Consider the following 16,041-nt stretch of genomic DNA (forward strand, 5'->3'; position numbering starts at 1 on the left):
GTGCGGGTGCAGGGCCGGACGCCCAGGGCGCGTCGAGACGGTGGCGGTCACCGGGCCTCCGCCTCGCGCACGGGCCCGCTGGTCACGCGGCGCCCCCGGCGGCCACGCCCGCCGCGAGCCGTGCCGCGACGCAGGAGGGCGGGAGGTTCGGCGCTGCCTCGGAGAGCCTGACGTGGATCATGCCGTCCTCGATCAGGACCTGGTGGGTGCGCACGGGAAGCCTGGCCGACGGCGCGTCCACGCTGCCGGTGCGCAGATCGAACTGCGAGGCGTGCAGCGGGCATTCGACCTCGCAGCCCTCCAGCCATCCGTCGGCGAGCGAGGCGTCCTGGTGGGTGCAGGTGTCATCAATGGCGTGGATCTCGGGAGGGTCGGACTCGACGCGCAAAGCCTCACCTCGCGGCAGATCGGCGAGACGGCACACGGGAATCATGACGCCCCCCTCGATGCACAGGCGTATTCCGCGGCCGCGTCCAGCAGCCAGTCGGCCAGGTAGCCGGCGAAGGAGGAGCGCACCAGTACCCAGAAGCCGGCCCTGGTCTCGTCGCGGGCGACGAGGACGACCTGGGCGCGGGCCAGCGTCGTCTGCGCGCACCGACCGGGTCCGAAGGCACGCGGGTGGAGGTCCAGCGGACAGCCGTGGGAGAGCAGGTCGCGGGCACGGGGGCCCCCGACGAGGAGGGTGGTGCGCTGGGCGGAGACGTCGGTGACGGAGACGGGTTCGTCCCCGGCCGCCGCGCGGATCCGGTCCTCCAGGTCCCGCTCGGTGCCGGGCCTGCCTACCACCAGCCATTCGTCGGGGCCGAGCCACACCGCGGTCACGTCACCCGCGTGCACGACGGTGTCGGGTTCCAGGGGCAGTTGGAGTCCCAGGACCAGCCCGACGGCGTCCGCTGCCGGGCTCTTGGCATCGAGGCGGACGTTCACCTGGGCCAGGAAGGGCAGTTCGGCCAGGCGGACCGCGCCCCGGGAGGAGCGCGTCACGGCGGCCAGGCGGTGCGCGGCATCTGCCATGGGGCTGCGCTGCCATGCGGTCGGGGCGGTGTCAGCCATCGCGGCGGGCTCCCTCGGGGTCGTAGAGGACAGGGCTTGCGACGGTCACCGGCAGCAGCCGGTCGGCGACGGGCGCGTAGAGGCGCTCGCCGATGCGGTCCCGGCCTCCCTTGACGAGGGCGAGCGCGAAGGTCCGGCCGAGTGCCGCGCTGCGGTAGCTGGAGGTGACGTGGCCGAGCATCGGGACGGGCGGGGCGGGCAGTTCGCTCTCGGCGACCAGGTGCGTGCCCTCGGGGAGGAAGGCGCCGGGATCGTCCGGGAGCAGGGCGACCAGCTGCTTGCGGTCGGGGCGGACGCTGTCGGCTCGGGCGTAGGAGCGCTTGCCGATGAAGTCGGGCTTCTTCTTCGACACCGCCCAGCTCATGCCGAGGTCCTGCGGGGTGACCGTGCCGTCCGTGTCCTGCCCGATGATCGGGTAGCCCTTCTCCGCGCGCAGGACGTGCATGGTCTCGGTGCCGTACGGGGTGATGCCGTACGGGGCGCCTGCCTGGTACAGCGCCTCCCACAGGGCGAGGGCGTCCCAGGGTGAGACGTTGATCTCGTAGGCGAGTTCCCCGGAGAAGCTGATCCGGCACACGCGCGCCTCGATGCCGGCGACGGTCGTCTCCCGCCATGCCATGAACGGGAAGTCTTCGTTGTTCACGGCCAGTCGGGGCGCGAGCGAGCCGAGAACCGCGCGGGACTTCGGCCCGACCAGCGCAACAGTGGCCCACTGCTCGGTGACCGAGGTGCAGTGCACCCGCAGTTCGGGCCACTCGGTCTGCAGCCACTCCTCCATCCAGTCCAGGACGGCCGCCGCGTTGCCGGTCGTGGTGGTGACCAGGAACCGGTCCTGGGCGAGCCGGATGACCGTGCCGTCGTCGAACACCATCCCGTCCAGGTGGCACATGACGCCGTAGCGGATCATGCCCACCTTCAGGGTGCTCATCATGTTGGTGTAGAGCCGGTCGAGGAAGAGCGCGGCGTCCGGCCCCTGCACGTCGATCTTGCCGAGCGTGGAGGCGTCCATGAAGGCCACGCCCTCGCGGGCGGCGCGGCACTCGCGCAGCACGGCGGTCTCCATGTCCTCGCCGTCCTGCGGGTAGTACCAGGGCCGCTTCCACTGGCCGACGTTCTCGAAGAGGGCGCCGTGCTCGACGTGCCATGCGTGCAGGGCGGTCGTGCGGACCGGGTCGTGCAGTGCGCCACGGTCGCGGCCCGCGAGGGTGGCGAAGGAGACGGGGGTGTACGGCGGCCGGAAGGTCGGCAGGCCGAGCGCCGAGACGTCCACGCCGAGGAGTTCGGCGACGACCCCGCTCGCCAGGACGCCCCCTGTCTTGCCCTGGTCGTTGGCGGTGCCCGCCGTGGTGTACCGCTTGGTGTGCTCCACCGAGCGCAGGCCCGCCCCGGTCGCCCGCGCGAGGTCGTCGACCGTGACGTCGCGCTGGAGGTCGACGAACCGGGGGGCGCCGGTGGCGGTCGGGATGGTGAAGACCTGCATGGGCGGGGTGTGCGGCTGAGTCACGACGGCGGGAAGGGCGGGTGCCTGAGCGGTGTACCCCTCCGCCTCGACCGCGCGGGCGCCGGCCGCCGCGCCCTGCGCCAGGGCCGTGGCGAGGTCGAAGGCCCCATTGGCGCTACCCGCGACCTCCACCGCCTGACGGCAGCTGTCGGGAACGAACGTGCCGAGCACGTCGTCGTGGCGGAGCTTGCCGCCCGCCTGGCTGAACAGGTGCGCGACCGGGTTCCAGCCGCCGGAGACCAGGAGCAGGTCGACGGCGAACTCCCGCTGTCCGGCGGTGTCCCCGTAGGGGGCGACCGTCACCGCGGTGAGGCGGGCTCCGCCTTCGGTGCCGGTGACCGCGTGTCCGGCCAGGACCTCGATCCCGGCGGACCTGGCGCGTTCGGCCCACTCCCCCGGCTCGGTCCGGGTGTCGACGATCGCCGCGATGTCCACGCCTGCCGCCGCCAGATCGAGTGCGGCGGCGTAGGCGCTGTCGTTGGTCGTGAACACGACCGCGTGCCGGCCGGGCAGAACGGCGTACCGGTTCAGGTACGTCCGGGCCGAGGCGGCCAGCATCACGCCGGGGCGGTCGTTGTCGCCGAACGCCAGCGAGCGCTCGTGGGCGCCGGTGGCGAGGACGACGCGCCGGGCGCGGATCCGCCAGACCCGCTCGCGGGAGACGTGGGCCGGGGCCTGGGCGCCCAGGTGGTTGGTGCGGCGCTCGACGGCGAGGAGGTGGTTGTCGTCGTAGTGGCCGAAGACGGTGGTGCGGCGCAGGACGCGTACCTCGGGGGCGGCTTCGAGCCGGGCGCGTGTCGCCGCCACCCAGTCGGCCTGCTCGCCGGTGCCGAGCAGGCTGCCGCCGGGCTCCGGCTGGTCGTCGGCGAGGATGACGCGTGCGCCGCTGGTCGCTGCAGCCGCTGCCGCCGCGAGGCCGGCCGGGCCCGCGCCGACGACCAGCAGGTCGCAGTGGGCGTGTACGGCGTCGTAGCGGGCGGGGTCGGGTTCGGTGGCGAGGCGCCCCTGGCCGGGGAGGCTGCTTGCGACCAGGCCGTCGTACAGCTCGACGGTGGTGGCGGGGAGCATGGGCTCGGGGAACGGGGCCTCGATCTGGACGACCGCGCTGGGTTCCTCGACGCCTGCGGAGAAGATGCCTCTCGGGCGGCCGAGCTTGATGCTGGTGGCGGCTTGGACGACGCCGTTGGCCAGGAGCGCTGAGGCCAGGGTGTCGCCCCGGTAGCCCTGGTATTCGATGCCGTCGAAGGTGAAGGTGAGGGGGGTGTCACGGTCGATTCGGCCGCCGGTGGGGCGGCGGAACGGATGGTCTGCGGCGGAGCCGCTGATGGATGCGGCGCCCCCGCCGTCCCTACCCGTCCCATCCTCCAGGGGCTCCGCCGCCTGGACCCCTGTCGGCCCCGAAAGGGCCTCGTCCTCAAACTCCCCCACAGGGGGTACCCCCGGACGGGCTGATGGTGCCGGCCGCGGCTGAGATGTGACCGCAGGTCGCTCCACCGTCTCCGGGCGAGGCTCGCCCGCCCGGTACACCGCCAGGATCTCGTTCGTCGCCGTGTCCCGTACCGCGTTGAACCACCTGCGGCAGCCCGCCGCGTGGCTCCAGCGCTCGGCGAACGGGCCCTTGGGGTTGTCGCGGAAGAAGAGGTAGCGGGCCCACTCCTCGTCGGTGAGGGCCGACGGGTCCTCCGGATACGGGACGTGGGCCTGGCCGCCGTAGTGGAACTCGGCCTCGTCACGGGGCCCGCACCACGGGCAGGGGATCAGCAGCATGGGTTCGGCTCCCTAGTGGGCCACCGCGGCCGCGCCGTGCTCGTCGACGAGCGCGCCGGTGGTGAAACGGTCGAGCGAGAAGGGGGCGTTCAGGGCGTGCGGGGTGTCGTGCGCGATGGTGTGGGCGTAGACCCAGCCGACGCCCGGGGTTGCCTTGAAACCGCCGGTGCCCCAGCCGCAGTTGAGGTAGAGGTTGTCGACCGGGCTGAGGCCGATGATGGGTGAGGCGTCCGGGCTGACGTCGACGATGCCGCCCCAGGTGCGCAGCACATGAGCGCGGGCGAAGACCGGGAAGAGTTCCAGGGCGGCGGACATCTGCTCCTCGATGATGTGGAACGCGCCGCGCTGGGTGTAGGAGTTGTACGCGTCGATGCCCGCGCCCATGACCAGCTCGCCCTTGTGCGCCTGGCTGACGTACACATGCACCGCGTTGGACATCACCACCGTCGGGTGGACCGGCTCCAGCAACTCCGACACGAGCGCCTGCAAAGGGTGGCTCTGGAGCGGGAGTTCTATGCCCGCCATCGCGGCGAGGACCGAGGTGTGGCCGGCCGAGCACAGGGCCACCCTGCCCGCCGCGATCGGGCCGCGGGTGGTCTGCACGCCGACCACCCGGCCGCCGGCCACGTCCAGGCCGGTGACCTCGCAGTTCTGGATGATGTCGATGCCGGCGGCGTCCGCGGAGCGGGCGAAGCCCCAGGCCACGTAGTCGTGCTTGGCGATGCCGGCGCGCGGCTGGTAGGTGGCGCCGAGGACCGGGTAGCGCACATCGGGTGAGATGTTGACGATCGGGCAGACCTCTTCGACCTGTTCGGCGTCGAGCCATTCGGCGTCGACGCCGTTGAGCCGGTTGGCCTCGACCCGGCGCACGCTGTCGCGGACGTCCTGCAGGCTGTGGGCGAGGTTCAGCACGCCGCGCTGGGAGAAGAGGATCGGGTAGTCGAGCTCCTCCTCCAGTCCCTCCCACAGCTTGAGCGCGTGCTCGTAGATTCCCGCGCTCTCGTCCCACAGGTAGTTGGAGCGGATGATCGTGGTGTTGCGGGCCATGTTGCCGCCCGCCAGCCAGCCCTTCTCCAGGACCGCGACGTTGGTGATGCCGTGGTTCTTGGCCAGGTAGTGGGCGGTGGCCAGGCCGTGTCCGCCTCCGCCCACGATCACCACGTCGTACGACCGCTTGGGCTCGGGATCGCGCCAGAGCCAGTCCGGGTGGTCGGGCAGGTCGGCGCCGGGGGTGCGCAGGCTCATCGGGCGTCTCCTGAAGGACCGGAAAGGTGCGGGTAGAGCGGGTGCTTGGCCGCCAGCGCCTCCGTGCGGGCACGCAGGGCGGGCACGTCCGGCTCGGGCTGGAGGGCCAGCGCGATCACGTCGGCGACCTCGGCGAAGTCCTCCTCGGTGAAGCCGCGGGTCGCCAGCGCCGGGGTGCCGATGCGCAGGCCGGAGGTGACCATGGGCGGGCGCGGGTCGAAGGGGACTGCGTTGCGGTTGACCGTGATGCCGATCTCGTGGAGGAGGTCCTCCGCCTGCCGGCCGTCCAGCTCCGAGTCCCGCAGGTCGACCAGGACGAGGTGGACGTCGGTGCCCCCGGTCAGCACCTTCACTCCGGCCGCGGCCGCGTCGGGCCGGGTGAGGCGCTCGGCGAGGACGCGGGCACCGGCCAGGGTGCGGGCCTGGCGTTCGGCGAACTCGGGCGATGCCGCGACCTTGAAGGAGACGGCCTTCGCGGCGATGACGTGCTCCAGCGGGCCGCCCTGCATCCCGGGGAAGACCGCCGAGTTGAGCTTCTTGGCGAGGTCGGCGTCGTTGGTGAGGATGACTCCGCCGCGGGGCCCGCCGAGGGTCTTGTGCGTGGTGGTGGTGACGACGTGGGCGTGCGGGACGGGGCTGGGGTGCAGTCCGGCGGCGACCAGACCCGCGAAGTGCGCCATGTCGACCATGAGGAGGGCGCCGACCTCGTCGGCGATCCGGCGGAAGGCCGCGAAGTCCAGCTGCCTCGGGTACGCCGACCAGCCCGCGATGATCATCTTGGGGCGGTGTTCCTTGGCGAGCCGCTCCACCTCGTCCAGGTCGACGAGGTTGTCCGCCTGGGAGACGTGGTAGGGCACGACGTTGAGCATCTTGCCGCTGTAGTTGATGCGCATGCCGTGGGTGAGGTGGCCGCCGTGCGCGAGGTCGAGGCCGAGGACGGTGTCGCCGGGCTGGAGCAGGGCGAAGAAGACGGCGGTGTTCGCCTGGGCGCCCGAGTGCGGCTGGACGTTGGCGAAGTCCGCGCCGAAGAGGGACTTGACGCGTTCGATCGCCAACCGCTCGGTGACGTCGACGTGTTCGCAGCCGCCGTAGTAGCGACGGCCGGGATAGCCCTCGGCGTACTTGTTGGTCGCGACCGAGCCCTGTGCCTCCATCACGGCGGTGGGCGCGAAGTTCTCGGAGGCGATCATCTCCAGGGTGGACTGCTGGCGGTGCAGCTCGGCGCGGAGCGCGGTGTGGACCTCGGGGTCCAGCTCGGCCAGCGGGGTGTTCAGCGCGTTCATACGGGGTTCGCGTTCCTCTCGGCGGCCTCGACGACGTTGGCGAGCAGCATCGCCCGGGTCATGGGTCCCACTCCCCCGGGCATGGGCGCGACCCATCCGGCGATCTGGGCGGCCGCCGGGTGGACGTCGCCGACGAGCCCGTGCTCGGTGCGGGTGATGCCGACGTCCAGGACGGCCGCGCCGGGGCGCAGCATGTCCTGGGTGATCAGTCCGGGCGAGCCGGCCGCCGCGACGACGATGTCCGCCTCGCGTACGTGCCAGGCCAGGCCCTTGGTTCCGGTGTGGCACAGGGTGACGGTGGCGTTCTCGGAGCGCCGGGTGAGCAGCAGTCCGATCGGCCGCCCGACGGTGATGCCCCGGCCGACCACACACACGCGCGCTCCGGCCAGCGGGACCTCGTGGCGGCGCAGCAGCTCGACGATGCCGCGCGGGGTGCAGGGCAGTGGGGCGTCGACGCCGAGGACGAGCCGGCCGAGGTTGACCGGGTGCAGGCCGTCGGCGTCCTTGGCGGGATCCATGCGCTCCAGTACGGCGCCCGCGTCCAGGTGGCGCGGGAGCGGCAGTTGGACGATGTAGCCGGTGCAGGCCGGGTCGGCGTTGAGTTCGTCGATGACGTCCTCGACCTGCCGCTGGGTGGCGTCGGCGGGCAGCTCGCGGCGGAGAGAGGCGATACCGACCTGCGCACAGTCGCGGTGCTTTCCGGCGACGTAGGCGTGGCTGCCCGGGTCGTCACCGACGAGCACGGTACCGAGCCCCGGCCGCCGCCCGGTGGTGGCCGTCAACTTGGCCACGCGTTCGGCGAGTTCACGACGGACGGCGGCGGCGGTCGCCCTGCCGTCGAGGAGTTGTGCGGTCACCGGTGGTTCTCCTTCTCCACGGTCAGCCACGAAGGCGGGACATGGTGGGGTCGAACAGGGGCTCCTCGGCGACGGTCGCCTCGACGCGCTCGTCGAAGTAGCCGATGTGCACCGTGGTACCGGGGGTGGCCAGCTCCGCCGGAAGCCAGGCGTACGCGATGCCCTTGCCGACCGTGTAGCCGTAGGCGGCGCTGGTGACGTAGCCGACGGCGCGCTCACCGTCGTAGACCGGCTCCTTGCCCATGACCACGGCGCGCGGGTCGTCGATGGTGAGACAGCTCAGTCTGCGGCGCACATCGGCCTTGCGGCGCTCCAGTGCGGCCTTGCCGATGAAGTCGCCCTTGTCGGGCTTGACGGCGAAGGCGACGCCGGCCTCGTAGGGGTCGTGCTCGTAGGTCATGTCGGTGCCGAAGGAGCGGTAGCCCTTCTCCAGGCGCAGGCTGTTGAAGGCGCCGCGGCCGGCGATGACGCCGCCGAGCGGCTCGGCCGCCTGCCACAGGGTGTCCCAGAGCTTCGCGCCCTGGTCGGCGGTCGTGTAGAGCTCCCAGCCGAGTTCGCCGACGTACGACAGCCGCATCGCGGTGACCGGCACCGAGCCGATGTAGGCGCGCTTGGCGCGGAAGTACTTGAGGCCGTCATTGGAGAAGTCCTCGTCGGTCAGCGGCTGCAGGACCTCGCGGGCTAGCGGGCCCCACAGGCCGATGCAGCAGGTGCCGGCGGTGATGTCGCGGACCTGGACGGTGCCGTCGGCGGGCAGGTGGCGGGTGAACCAGTCGAGGTCCAGGTTGCCGTTGGCGCCGACCTGGAAGAGGTCGCGGGCGAGGCGGGCGACGGTGATGTCGCTGCGGATGCCGCCGTCGTGGTCAAGGAGCAGGGTGTACGTCACCGAGCCGACGGACTTGGCGACCTTGCCGGTGACCAGCCGCTCCAGGAAGTCGGCGGCACCGGGGCCGCTGACCTCCAGGCGCTTGAGGGCCGTCATGTCGTACAGGGCGACGGTCTCACGGGTGACCTGGGCCTCGGCGCCGACGATCGGCGACCAGTAGCGGGCTGCCCAGTCGTTGGGGGTGGGGACGGCGCGGCCTTCGACCAGGCCCGCGTTGGCCTCGTACCACTGGGGCCGCTCCCAGCCGTTCGCCTCCAGGAAGAACGCGCCGTGTTCCTGCTGGCGGGCGTGGAAGGGGCTGGTGCGGATCGGGCGCGGCGTCCCGGACGGCTGCAGGGGGTGGAGGATGTCGTAGACCTCGACGAAGTTCTGGCAGTCGCGGGCCAGGACGTACTCCGGGGCGAGCTGGTGCGGTTCGAAGCGGTTGACGTCGCACTCGTGCAGGTCGAAGGAGGAGCAGTAGCCGTCGACCAGCCATTCGGCGACGGCGCGGCCGACGCCCGCGGAATGGGTGACCCACACGGCCTCGGCGACCCAGAAGCCCTTGACGTCCGGGGATTCGCCGAGCAGCGGGTAGCCGTCGGTGGTGAAGGAGAACAGGCCGTTGATGCCCTCCTCGACCTTGGCCTCGCGGGTGGCGGGAAGCAGCGACTGCGTCTCGGTCCAGGCGTCCTCGAAGTCCTCCTCGGTGAACTTCAGGACCGAGGGCATCTCCTCGGCTTCGTCCACGGAGAGGATGTCGTCGGCGGAGATCGGCATGGGGCGGTGGCCGTAGTAGCCGATGCCGAGGCCGTCGAAGCGGTCGCGGTAGTAGAGGTCGGCGTCCTGGTGGCGCAGGATCGGGCGGACCGCCTCCTCGGTCTGGCCGGCGAGAGCGGGGACCGGGCCGGTCCAGGCGAGCTGGTGGGCGAGCGGGGTGAGCGGCAGGTTCATCCCGACCATGCGGGCGATCTTCGGTCCCCAGACGCCGGCGCAGCACACGACGATGTCGGCGGGGATCTCGCCCTGGCCGGTCACCACGCCGGTGACGCGGCCCTCGCTCTGCCGCACGTCGAGGACTTCGTGGCGGGCGAGGAAGCGCACACCGCGCTCGGTGGCCCGGCGGATCTGGGCCTCGACGGCCAGGAGGGCCTTGGCGAGGCCGTCGGTGGGGACCAGCAGACCGCCGAGGACCTTGTCGCGGTCGACCAGCGGGTGCTTCTCCACGCACTCGTCGGGGGTCAGCAGGCGTGCCTCGATGCCCCAGGCGGTGATCCAGCCGTGGCGGCGCCGGAGTTCGGTGAGGCGCTCGGGGCTGGTCGCCACTTCGAGGCCGCCGACCTGGAGGAAGCATGGCTTGCCGTCGACGTCGAGGGAGCAGAACTTCTCGACGGTGTAGCGCGCCAGCTCCGTCATGGTCTTCGAGGGGTTCGTCTGGAAGACCAGGCCCGGCGCGTGCGACGAGGATCCTCCCGTGGCCGGGAGGGGGCCCTGGTCGACGACGGTCACCTCGGTCCAGCCGCGTGCGGAGATCTCGTCCGCCAGGGCCGCTCCCACGACGCCCGCTCCGATGATGACCACTCGGGGTCCCGCCATCGCCCAACCTCCGAACTTGAGACCGGTCCAGTTGCTTTCTCCGCAACTTGATTCAGGTTGCGCAACTCAATGTGCCTGTCCCGAGAGGGGGTGTCAAGGGGTCCGTGACGTCGGAAAACGGCCCGAAACACACCCCGGAACACGGCAATGCCCGGCGGGCGGCGCGCACCTGCACGCACCGCCCGCCGGGCATGTCCGGCCTTCCTTCCCGACTCGCCTACTTGAGCCAGGCGTCCACCTTGTCCTTGTGGGCGTCGACCCACTTCTTCGCCGCCGCCTCGTCGGACATCTTGTCCTGGGCGATGTACTTGGCGACCTCGTTCTGGTCGTCGTTCGTCCAGTTGAAGTTCTTCACCAGGTTGTACGCGGGGCTGCCGGACTTGGCGAACTTCGAGCTGACGATCTTGTTCAGGTTGTACACGGGGTAGTCGCAGGCGATCTTCGCCGCGTCCGCGTCGCAGCCCGTCTTGTACGCGGGCAGGGAGACCTTCTTCAGCGGGACCTCGGACAGGAACCACTGCGGCTCGTAGAAGTAGCCGATCACCCACTTCTTGTTCTTCTCGGCGTCCCGGAAGGACTGGATGAGCGCGGTCTCGCTGCCCGCGTACACCACCTTGAAGTTCAGCTTCAGGTTCTTCACCAGCGCCGCGTCGTTCGTGACGTACGACGGGTCGCCGTCGAGGAGCTGGCCCTTGCCGCCCGACTCGGAGGTCTTGAAGTTGGACGCGTACTTGTTGAGGTTCTTCCACTGGAGGATGTCGGGGTGCGCCTTGGCCAGCCACGGCGGCACGTACCAGCCGATGATGCCTTTGTTGCCGGTCTGACCGGCGTCGACGGCGGTCTTCTGGCCGGTGATGTACTTCTTCACCAGGTCGTCGTGGCCCCAGTTCTCCAGGACGGCGTCGACCTCGCCCGTGCCGAAGCCCTGCCAGGCGATCTCTTCCTTCAGGTTCTTCTTGTTGACCGTGCAGCCGAGGTTGTGCTGCGCGACGTACGCGACGACCGCCGCGTCGGCCTCGTACCCGACCCAGGGGTTGACCGCGAGGTTGAACGTGCCGCACTTGCCGGAGCTGCCGGAGCCGTTCGAGCCCGAGGAGGTGTCGCCGACCTTCGCGCCGCCGCACGCGGTGAGGGTGAGGCCGAGGACGGCCAGGCCGGCCGCGCCGGCTCGCCAGTGTCTTGCCATGGTGTCCTGCTCCTTTAAGCGCTCGCGCGTCGCGCCGCTGCCTGAGTGATCCTGTCGAACATGACTCCGAGCAGTACGATGGCGAGTCCCGCCGCCAGCCCCTTGCCGTACAGCTCTCCCTGCGAGAATCCGGCCACGACGTCGTAGCCGAGGGCGCCTGCTCCCACCAGGCCGCCCACAACAACCATCGACAGCACGTAGATCAGGCCCTGGTTGGTCGCGAGCGTCAGGGCACTGCGTGACATCGGCAGTTGAACCTTGGTGATGATCTGCCAGGTGTTGCACCCGGCGGAGGTCGCCGCTTCCACGGTGGTCTCGGGCACGGCCCGGATCCCGTCCGCGATGATCTTCATGGCGACGGGCGCCCCGTAGACGATCGCGGCGACGATGGCCGTGAAGCGGGTGGCGCCGAACAGCGCGAGGAACGGCACGAGGTAGACGAAGGGCGGCATGACCTGGGCCGCGTCCAGGCTGGGCCTGATCAGCCGGTCCACGAGCGCGCTGCGCCCCATCCACACGCCGAAGACGATGCCGAGGATCATCACCAGCACCGTCGCGACGAGAGTCGAGGCCAGCGTCGTCATGGCGTCCGACCACACGCCGGTGGCGACCAGCAGGCCCACGCACACGGCGGTGGTGATCCCGGCCTTCCAGCCGCCGAGCACCACTGCCAGTGCGACCAGCACCGCGCCGACGAGCCACCACGGGGAGTCGGTGAGGAGCGTCTGGAACGGGTTGAGCAGGCCGTTGGTGATGGCGTCGCGGAAGGCGTTGGTCAGGCCCGACAGGTTGTCCTGCGCCCAGTTGGTCGCGGTGTCCGCCGCGCTCGCGATGTGGCTGCCGACGGTGCCGTCACCGGGGAAGTCGGCCGCCCACAGGTAGGTGTGCGACAGGTAGACGAGAACCGCCGTGACCGCGGCGCCGGCGCCCAGCAGCGGCCGCCGCCACTTCACGAAGCGGTTCTTGGAACGCCGCGCGTTCTCCTCGCGCGCGCTGGCCGCGGTCGTGACCCGGTCCAGGACGATCGCCATGACCACGATGGCGAGGCCCGCGTTGAAAGCCGTGCCGACGTCGAGCGACTGCAGTGCCTGGAGGACGTTCACACCGAGACCCGGCGCGTTGATCAGGGCCGCGATGGTCACCATGGCCAGGGCGGCCATGATGGTCTGGTTGACGCCCATCACCACGGTCCGCTTGGACATCGGCAGCAGGACCTTCAGCAGCGACTGGCGGCGCGTGGCACCCAGTGAGTCGGCCGCCTCGACCGTCGTCTTCGACACGTTGCGGATGGCGTGCGCCGTGATGCGGATCGTCGGCGGGGCCGCGTAGATCACGGTGGCGATGGTGGCGGACGCGCCGCCGATGAAGAAGAACAGGGTCAGCGGCGCCAGGTAGACGAAGGTCGGCATCGTCTGCATGAAGTCCAGGAAGGGCGTCATGAGCCGGTTGAACCGGTCCGAAAGACCGGCCCACACCCCGAGCGGGATCGCGAACAGCAGGGCTACGAACACGGCACACAGGATGAGCGCCAGGGTGTCCATGCTCTCCTGCCACAGCCCCTGCAACCCGAAGAAGGTGAAGCCCGCAACGGCCAGCAGGGCGACCTTCCAGTTGCCCACGGCCCAGGAGACGTAGCCGGCCAGGCCGACGACGCCGAGCCAGCCGATCTCCGGGACCGGGCGGGCCCCGGACGGCTGGGAGATCAGATGCTGGACGAAGGTCACCAGGTTGTCGATGACCAGCCGGATCTCGTTGAAGAAGTACAGGAAGAGCGGGTTCGAGTTGCGGTTGGCGCCGATGGAGTCGTTGAAGTCGTTGATCCACCGGTGCAGGTCGGTCAGATCGGCCACCGCCAGGGACAGGGTCTGCTTGCCGCGCAGGACGGCGAACAGCACCAGCCAGACGACGAGGATCGCGCCGATCACCACGGGCCGGCTGACCTTGCGCGCGCCCTTGGCGGGCGCGGCCGGTACCGCGACCTCTGTCTTCTCGGGCTTCTCCATGGCGACGGTCATCACGCGCCGCCTTCCTGCCCGGCGACCACGGAGAGGATCTCCTCGTCGCCGACGATGCCGAGCAGCTTGCCGTCCTCGACGACCTTGACCGGCCTGTCGGCCGCCAGTACCGCCCGGGTGGCCTCCTTGACCACGACGTCCGGGCCCAGCTCGGGGCCGTCCAGCGCGTCGCCGTCCTCGGGGGCGCGCATGATCCACCGCAGGGTGAGGACGTCGCCGCGCGGTACGTCCTTGACGAACTCGCGTACGTAGTCGTCGGCGGGGGCGCCCACCAGCTCGTCGCCGGTGCCGCACTGGACCATCTTGCCGTCGCGCATGATCAGGATGCGGTCGCCCAGCTTGAGCGCCTCGGAGAGGTCGTGGGTGATGAACACCATGGTCTTGCCGACCTCGTGGTGCAGCCGGATGACCTCGTTCTGCATGTCGCGACGGATCAGCGGGTCGAGCGCGGAGAACGGCTCGTCGAAGAAGAGGACGTCCGGGTCGCCGGCCAGGGCCCGGGCGAGGCCGACGCGTTGCTGCATACCGCCGGAGAGCTGGTCGGGGTAGGAGTTCTCGTAGCCGGCGAGGCCCACCAGTTCGACGACCTCCAGGGCCCGCCTGGTGCGTTCGGCCTTGCTCATACCGCGGATCTCCAGGCCAAAGGCCACGTTGTCGACCACGCGGCGGTGGGGCAGCAGCCCGAAGTGCTGGAAGACCATGGAGAACTTGCGGCGGCGCAGCTCACGCAGGCGCCTGTCGTCCGCCTCGCGGATGTCCTGGCCCTCGAAGACGACCTCACCGGCGGTGGGTTCGATCAGCCGGGTCAGACATCGCACCAGCGTGGACTTGCCGGAGCCGGACAGGCCCATGACGACGAAGACCTCGCCCGGCGCCACCTCGAAGTTCACGTCGCGTACGGCGGCGGTGCATCCGGTGCGTTCCATCAGCTCGCGGCGGGAGAGACCGCACAGCTCCTCTGAGCCCGGCACCCGGTCGGCCTTCGGCCCGAACACCTTCCACAGATTGCGCACGGATATGACCGGAGTGGCGTCCGAGTCCTGGGGTGTGCCGCGCCGCTGCGGCACCTCGGTCTGTGTTGGGGTCACGATCGACCTCTTTTCGGCGTTCAGCCGCGGAACCAGTGCTGCGGCCGGGGGTGGATGTTCTGCCAGATGTGTTTGGGCTCTCGGTACTCGTTCAGGCCGGTCGGCCCCAGCTCCCGGCCCACGCCCGAGTGCCCGAAGCCACCCCATTCCGCTTGCGGCACGTAGGGGTGGTAGTCGTTGATCCACACCGTGCCGTGGCGCAGCCGCCGGGCGACCCGCTGGGCCTTTCCGGCGTCCTGGGTCCACACGGCTCCGGCGAGTCCGTACTCGGTGTCGTTGGCGATGCGTACGGCGTCGTCCTCGTCGGTGAAGCGCTCGACGGTGAGGACGGGTCCGAAGGACTCCTCGTGCACCACGCGCATGTCCTGCCGGCACTCGTCGAGGACGGTCGGCGGGTAGTAGTAGCCGTTCGCGAGGGCGGGGTCGGCGGGCCGCTGCCCGCCGCAGCGCAGTACGGCGCCCTCGGCGAGGCCGGCCGCGACGTACGCCTCGACCTTGTCCCGGTGCTGGGCGGAGATCAGCGCGCCGGTCTCGGCCTCGGGGTCGAAGGGTCCACCGAGGCGGATCCGCCGGGCGCGGCGGACGACCTCGTCGACGAAGCGGTCGTGCAGGGAGTCCTCGACGATCAGGCGGGCGCCGGCCGAGCAGACCTGTCCGGAGTGCAGGAAGACGGCCGTGAGGGCGAAGTCCACGGCCGTCTCGAAGTCGGCGTCGGCGAAGATCACGTTGGGGTTCTTGCCGCCGAGCTCCAGCGCCACCTTCTTCACGGTGGCGGCGGCGGTGGCCATGATCCGCTTGCCGGTCTCCAGGCCGCCGGTGAAGGAGACCATGTCGACGGCGGGGTCCTCGGAGAGCGGGGCACCCGCCTCGGGCCCGGCGCCCAGGACGAGGTTGGCGGCGCCGGGCGGGAGCCCGGCCTCCTCAAGTGCCTTCATCAGCAGGATGGAGGTGGAGGGGGTCAGCTCGCTCGGTTTCAGGACGATCGTGTTGCCCGCGAGGAGCGCCGGGGCGACCTTCCAGCCGGCCTGCAGCAGCGGGTAGTTCCACGGGGTGATCAGCCCGCACACGCCGACGGGCTCGTGGACCACGCGGCTGACGGCGTCGTCGCGGCCGGTGTCGATCACACGGCCGGCGTCGGTGCCGGCGAGCCCGCCGTAGTAGCGGAAGCAGGAGACGACGTCGGCGATGTCGTACTCGCTCTCCACCAGCCGCTTGCCGGTGTCCAGCGACTCGGCGCGGGCGAACTCCTTGGCGTCGCGCTCGATCAGGTCGGCGGTGCGCAGCAGCAGTGCGCCGCGCTCACGCTCGGGGGTACGAGGCCAGGGGCCGTCGTCGAAGGCGCGCCGGGCCGCGGCGATCGCCGCCTCGGTGTCGGGGCGGGTCGCCTCCGAGACCGTCGCGACCGGCGTACCGTCCGCCGGACAGCGGATCTCCCGGAGGCCGCCGGCCACCGCGGTACGCCATTCTCCGTCCACATACAGATCTGCCACTGCCGCGCCCTTCGAAAATTCGTTGCGCATTGTGCACTGTATTGCTTGTGGTGGAACACCCTGGCCGAATGTACGGACACCCGTCAAGGGGTCTG

The 16,041-nt window shown here is 70.8% G+C and carries 11 protein-coding genes; all 11 read right to left on the minus strand.

What is annotated here, in order from left to right; translation table 11 throughout:
* Positions 1-82: 82 nt before the first annotated feature.
* The gene (locus tag ACWC5O_RS29170) at positions 83-433 is read right to left on the minus strand and encodes a bifunctional 3-phenylpropionate/cinnamic acid dioxygenase ferredoxin subunit (RefSeq protein WP_450581493.1); all 351 of its coding nucleotides are present in this window, start codon (positions 431-433) and stop codon (positions 83-85) included.
* On the minus strand, positions 430-1,053 hold the full coding sequence (locus ACWC5O_RS29175; protein WP_450581494.1) for a sarcosine oxidase subunit gamma: 624 nt from the start codon (positions 1,051-1,053) through the stop codon (positions 430-432). The genes ACWC5O_RS29170 and ACWC5O_RS29175 overlap by 4 nt, the downstream gene beginning before the upstream one ends.
* Complete coding sequence (locus tag ACWC5O_RS29180; protein ID WP_450581496.1) at positions 1,046-4,321, minus strand: sarcosine oxidase subunit alpha family protein; 3,276 nt, start codon at positions 4,319-4,321, stop codon at positions 1,046-1,048. Before ACWC5O_RS29180 ends, ACWC5O_RS29175 begins: the two co-directional genes overlap by 8 nt.
* A gap of 12 nt (positions 4,322-4,333) precedes the next feature.
* Positions 4,334-5,566: a sarcosine oxidase subunit beta family protein gene (locus ACWC5O_RS29185; RefSeq protein ID WP_450581497.1), complete on the minus strand. Its 1,233-nt coding sequence runs from the start codon at positions 5,564-5,566 to the stop codon at positions 4,334-4,336.
* Positions 5,563-6,849: a serine hydroxymethyltransferase gene (glyA, locus tag ACWC5O_RS29190; RefSeq protein WP_450581499.1), complete on the minus strand. Its 1,287-nt coding sequence runs from the start codon at positions 6,847-6,849 to the stop codon at positions 5,563-5,565. The genes ACWC5O_RS29185 and glyA overlap by 4 nt, the downstream gene beginning before the upstream one ends.
* Complete coding sequence (locus tag ACWC5O_RS29195; protein WP_450581501.1) at positions 6,846-7,706, minus strand: bifunctional methylenetetrahydrofolate dehydrogenase/methenyltetrahydrofolate cyclohydrolase; 861 nt, start codon at positions 7,704-7,706, stop codon at positions 6,846-6,848. The genes glyA and ACWC5O_RS29195 overlap by 4 nt, the downstream gene beginning before the upstream one ends.
* Positions 7,707-7,728: 22 nt before the next feature.
* Positions 7,729-10,167, minus strand: coding sequence for a GcvT family protein (locus ACWC5O_RS29200; protein ID WP_450581504.1), 2,439 nt, complete (start codon positions 10,165-10,167; stop codon positions 7,729-7,731).
* A gap of 217 nt (positions 10,168-10,384) precedes the next feature.
* Entirely contained in the window at positions 10,385-11,353 is a 969-nt protein-coding gene (locus ACWC5O_RS29205; RefSeq protein ID WP_450581506.1) for an ABC transporter substrate-binding protein, read from the minus strand.
* A gap of 14 nt (positions 11,354-11,367) precedes the next feature.
* The gene (locus ACWC5O_RS29210) at positions 11,368-13,368 is read right to left on the minus strand and encodes an ABC transporter permease (RefSeq protein ID WP_450581508.1); all 2,001 of its coding nucleotides are present in this window, start codon (positions 13,366-13,368) and stop codon (positions 11,368-11,370) included.
* Entirely contained in the window at positions 13,368-14,456 is a 1,089-nt protein-coding gene (locus ACWC5O_RS29215) for a quaternary amine ABC transporter ATP-binding protein (protein WP_450581510.1), read from the minus strand. The genes ACWC5O_RS29210 and ACWC5O_RS29215 overlap by 1 nt, the downstream gene beginning before the upstream one ends.
* A gap of 20 nt (positions 14,457-14,476) precedes the next feature.
* A complete protein-coding gene (locus ACWC5O_RS29220) occupies positions 14,477-15,946 on the minus strand; it encodes an aldehyde dehydrogenase family protein (protein ID WP_450581511.1) in 1,470 nt (489 codons plus the stop codon).
* Positions 15,947-16,041 lie beyond the last annotated feature (95 nt).

The organism is Streptomyces sp. NPDC001450 (genome assembly GCF_053597295.1).

Bases quoted from the DNA above. Each gene is read 5' to 3' on its own strand.
- ACWC5O_RS29200 (WP_450581504.1), bottom strand. From the start codon at position 10,167: ATGGCGGGACCCCGAGTGGTCATCATCGGAGCGGGCGTCGTGGGAGCG.
- ACWC5O_RS29210 (WP_450581508.1), bottom strand. From the start codon at position 13,368: ATGACCGTCGCCATGGAGAAGCCCGAGAAGACAGAGGTCGCGGTACCG.
- glyA (WP_450581499.1), bottom strand. From the start codon at position 6,849: ATGAACGCGCTGAACACCCCGCTGGCCGAGCTGGACCCCGAGGTCCAC.
- ACWC5O_RS29180 (WP_450581496.1), bottom strand. From the start codon at position 4,321: ATGCTGCTGATCCCCTGCCCGTGGTGCGGGCCCCGTGACGAGGCCGAG.
- ACWC5O_RS29185 (WP_450581497.1), bottom strand. From the start codon at position 5,566: ATGAGCCTGCGCACCCCCGGCGCCGACCTGCCCGACCACCCGGACTGG.
- ACWC5O_RS29205 (WP_450581506.1), bottom strand. From the start codon at position 11,353: ATGGCAAGACACTGGCGAGCCGGCGCGGCCGGCCTGGCCGTCCTCGGC.
- ACWC5O_RS29170 (WP_450581493.1), bottom strand. From the start codon at position 433: ATGATTCCCGTGTGCCGTCTCGCCGATCTGCCGCGAGGTGAGGCTTTG.
- ACWC5O_RS29175 (WP_450581494.1), bottom strand. From the start codon at position 1,053: ATGGCTGACACCGCCCCGACCGCATGGCAGCGCAGCCCCATGGCAGAT.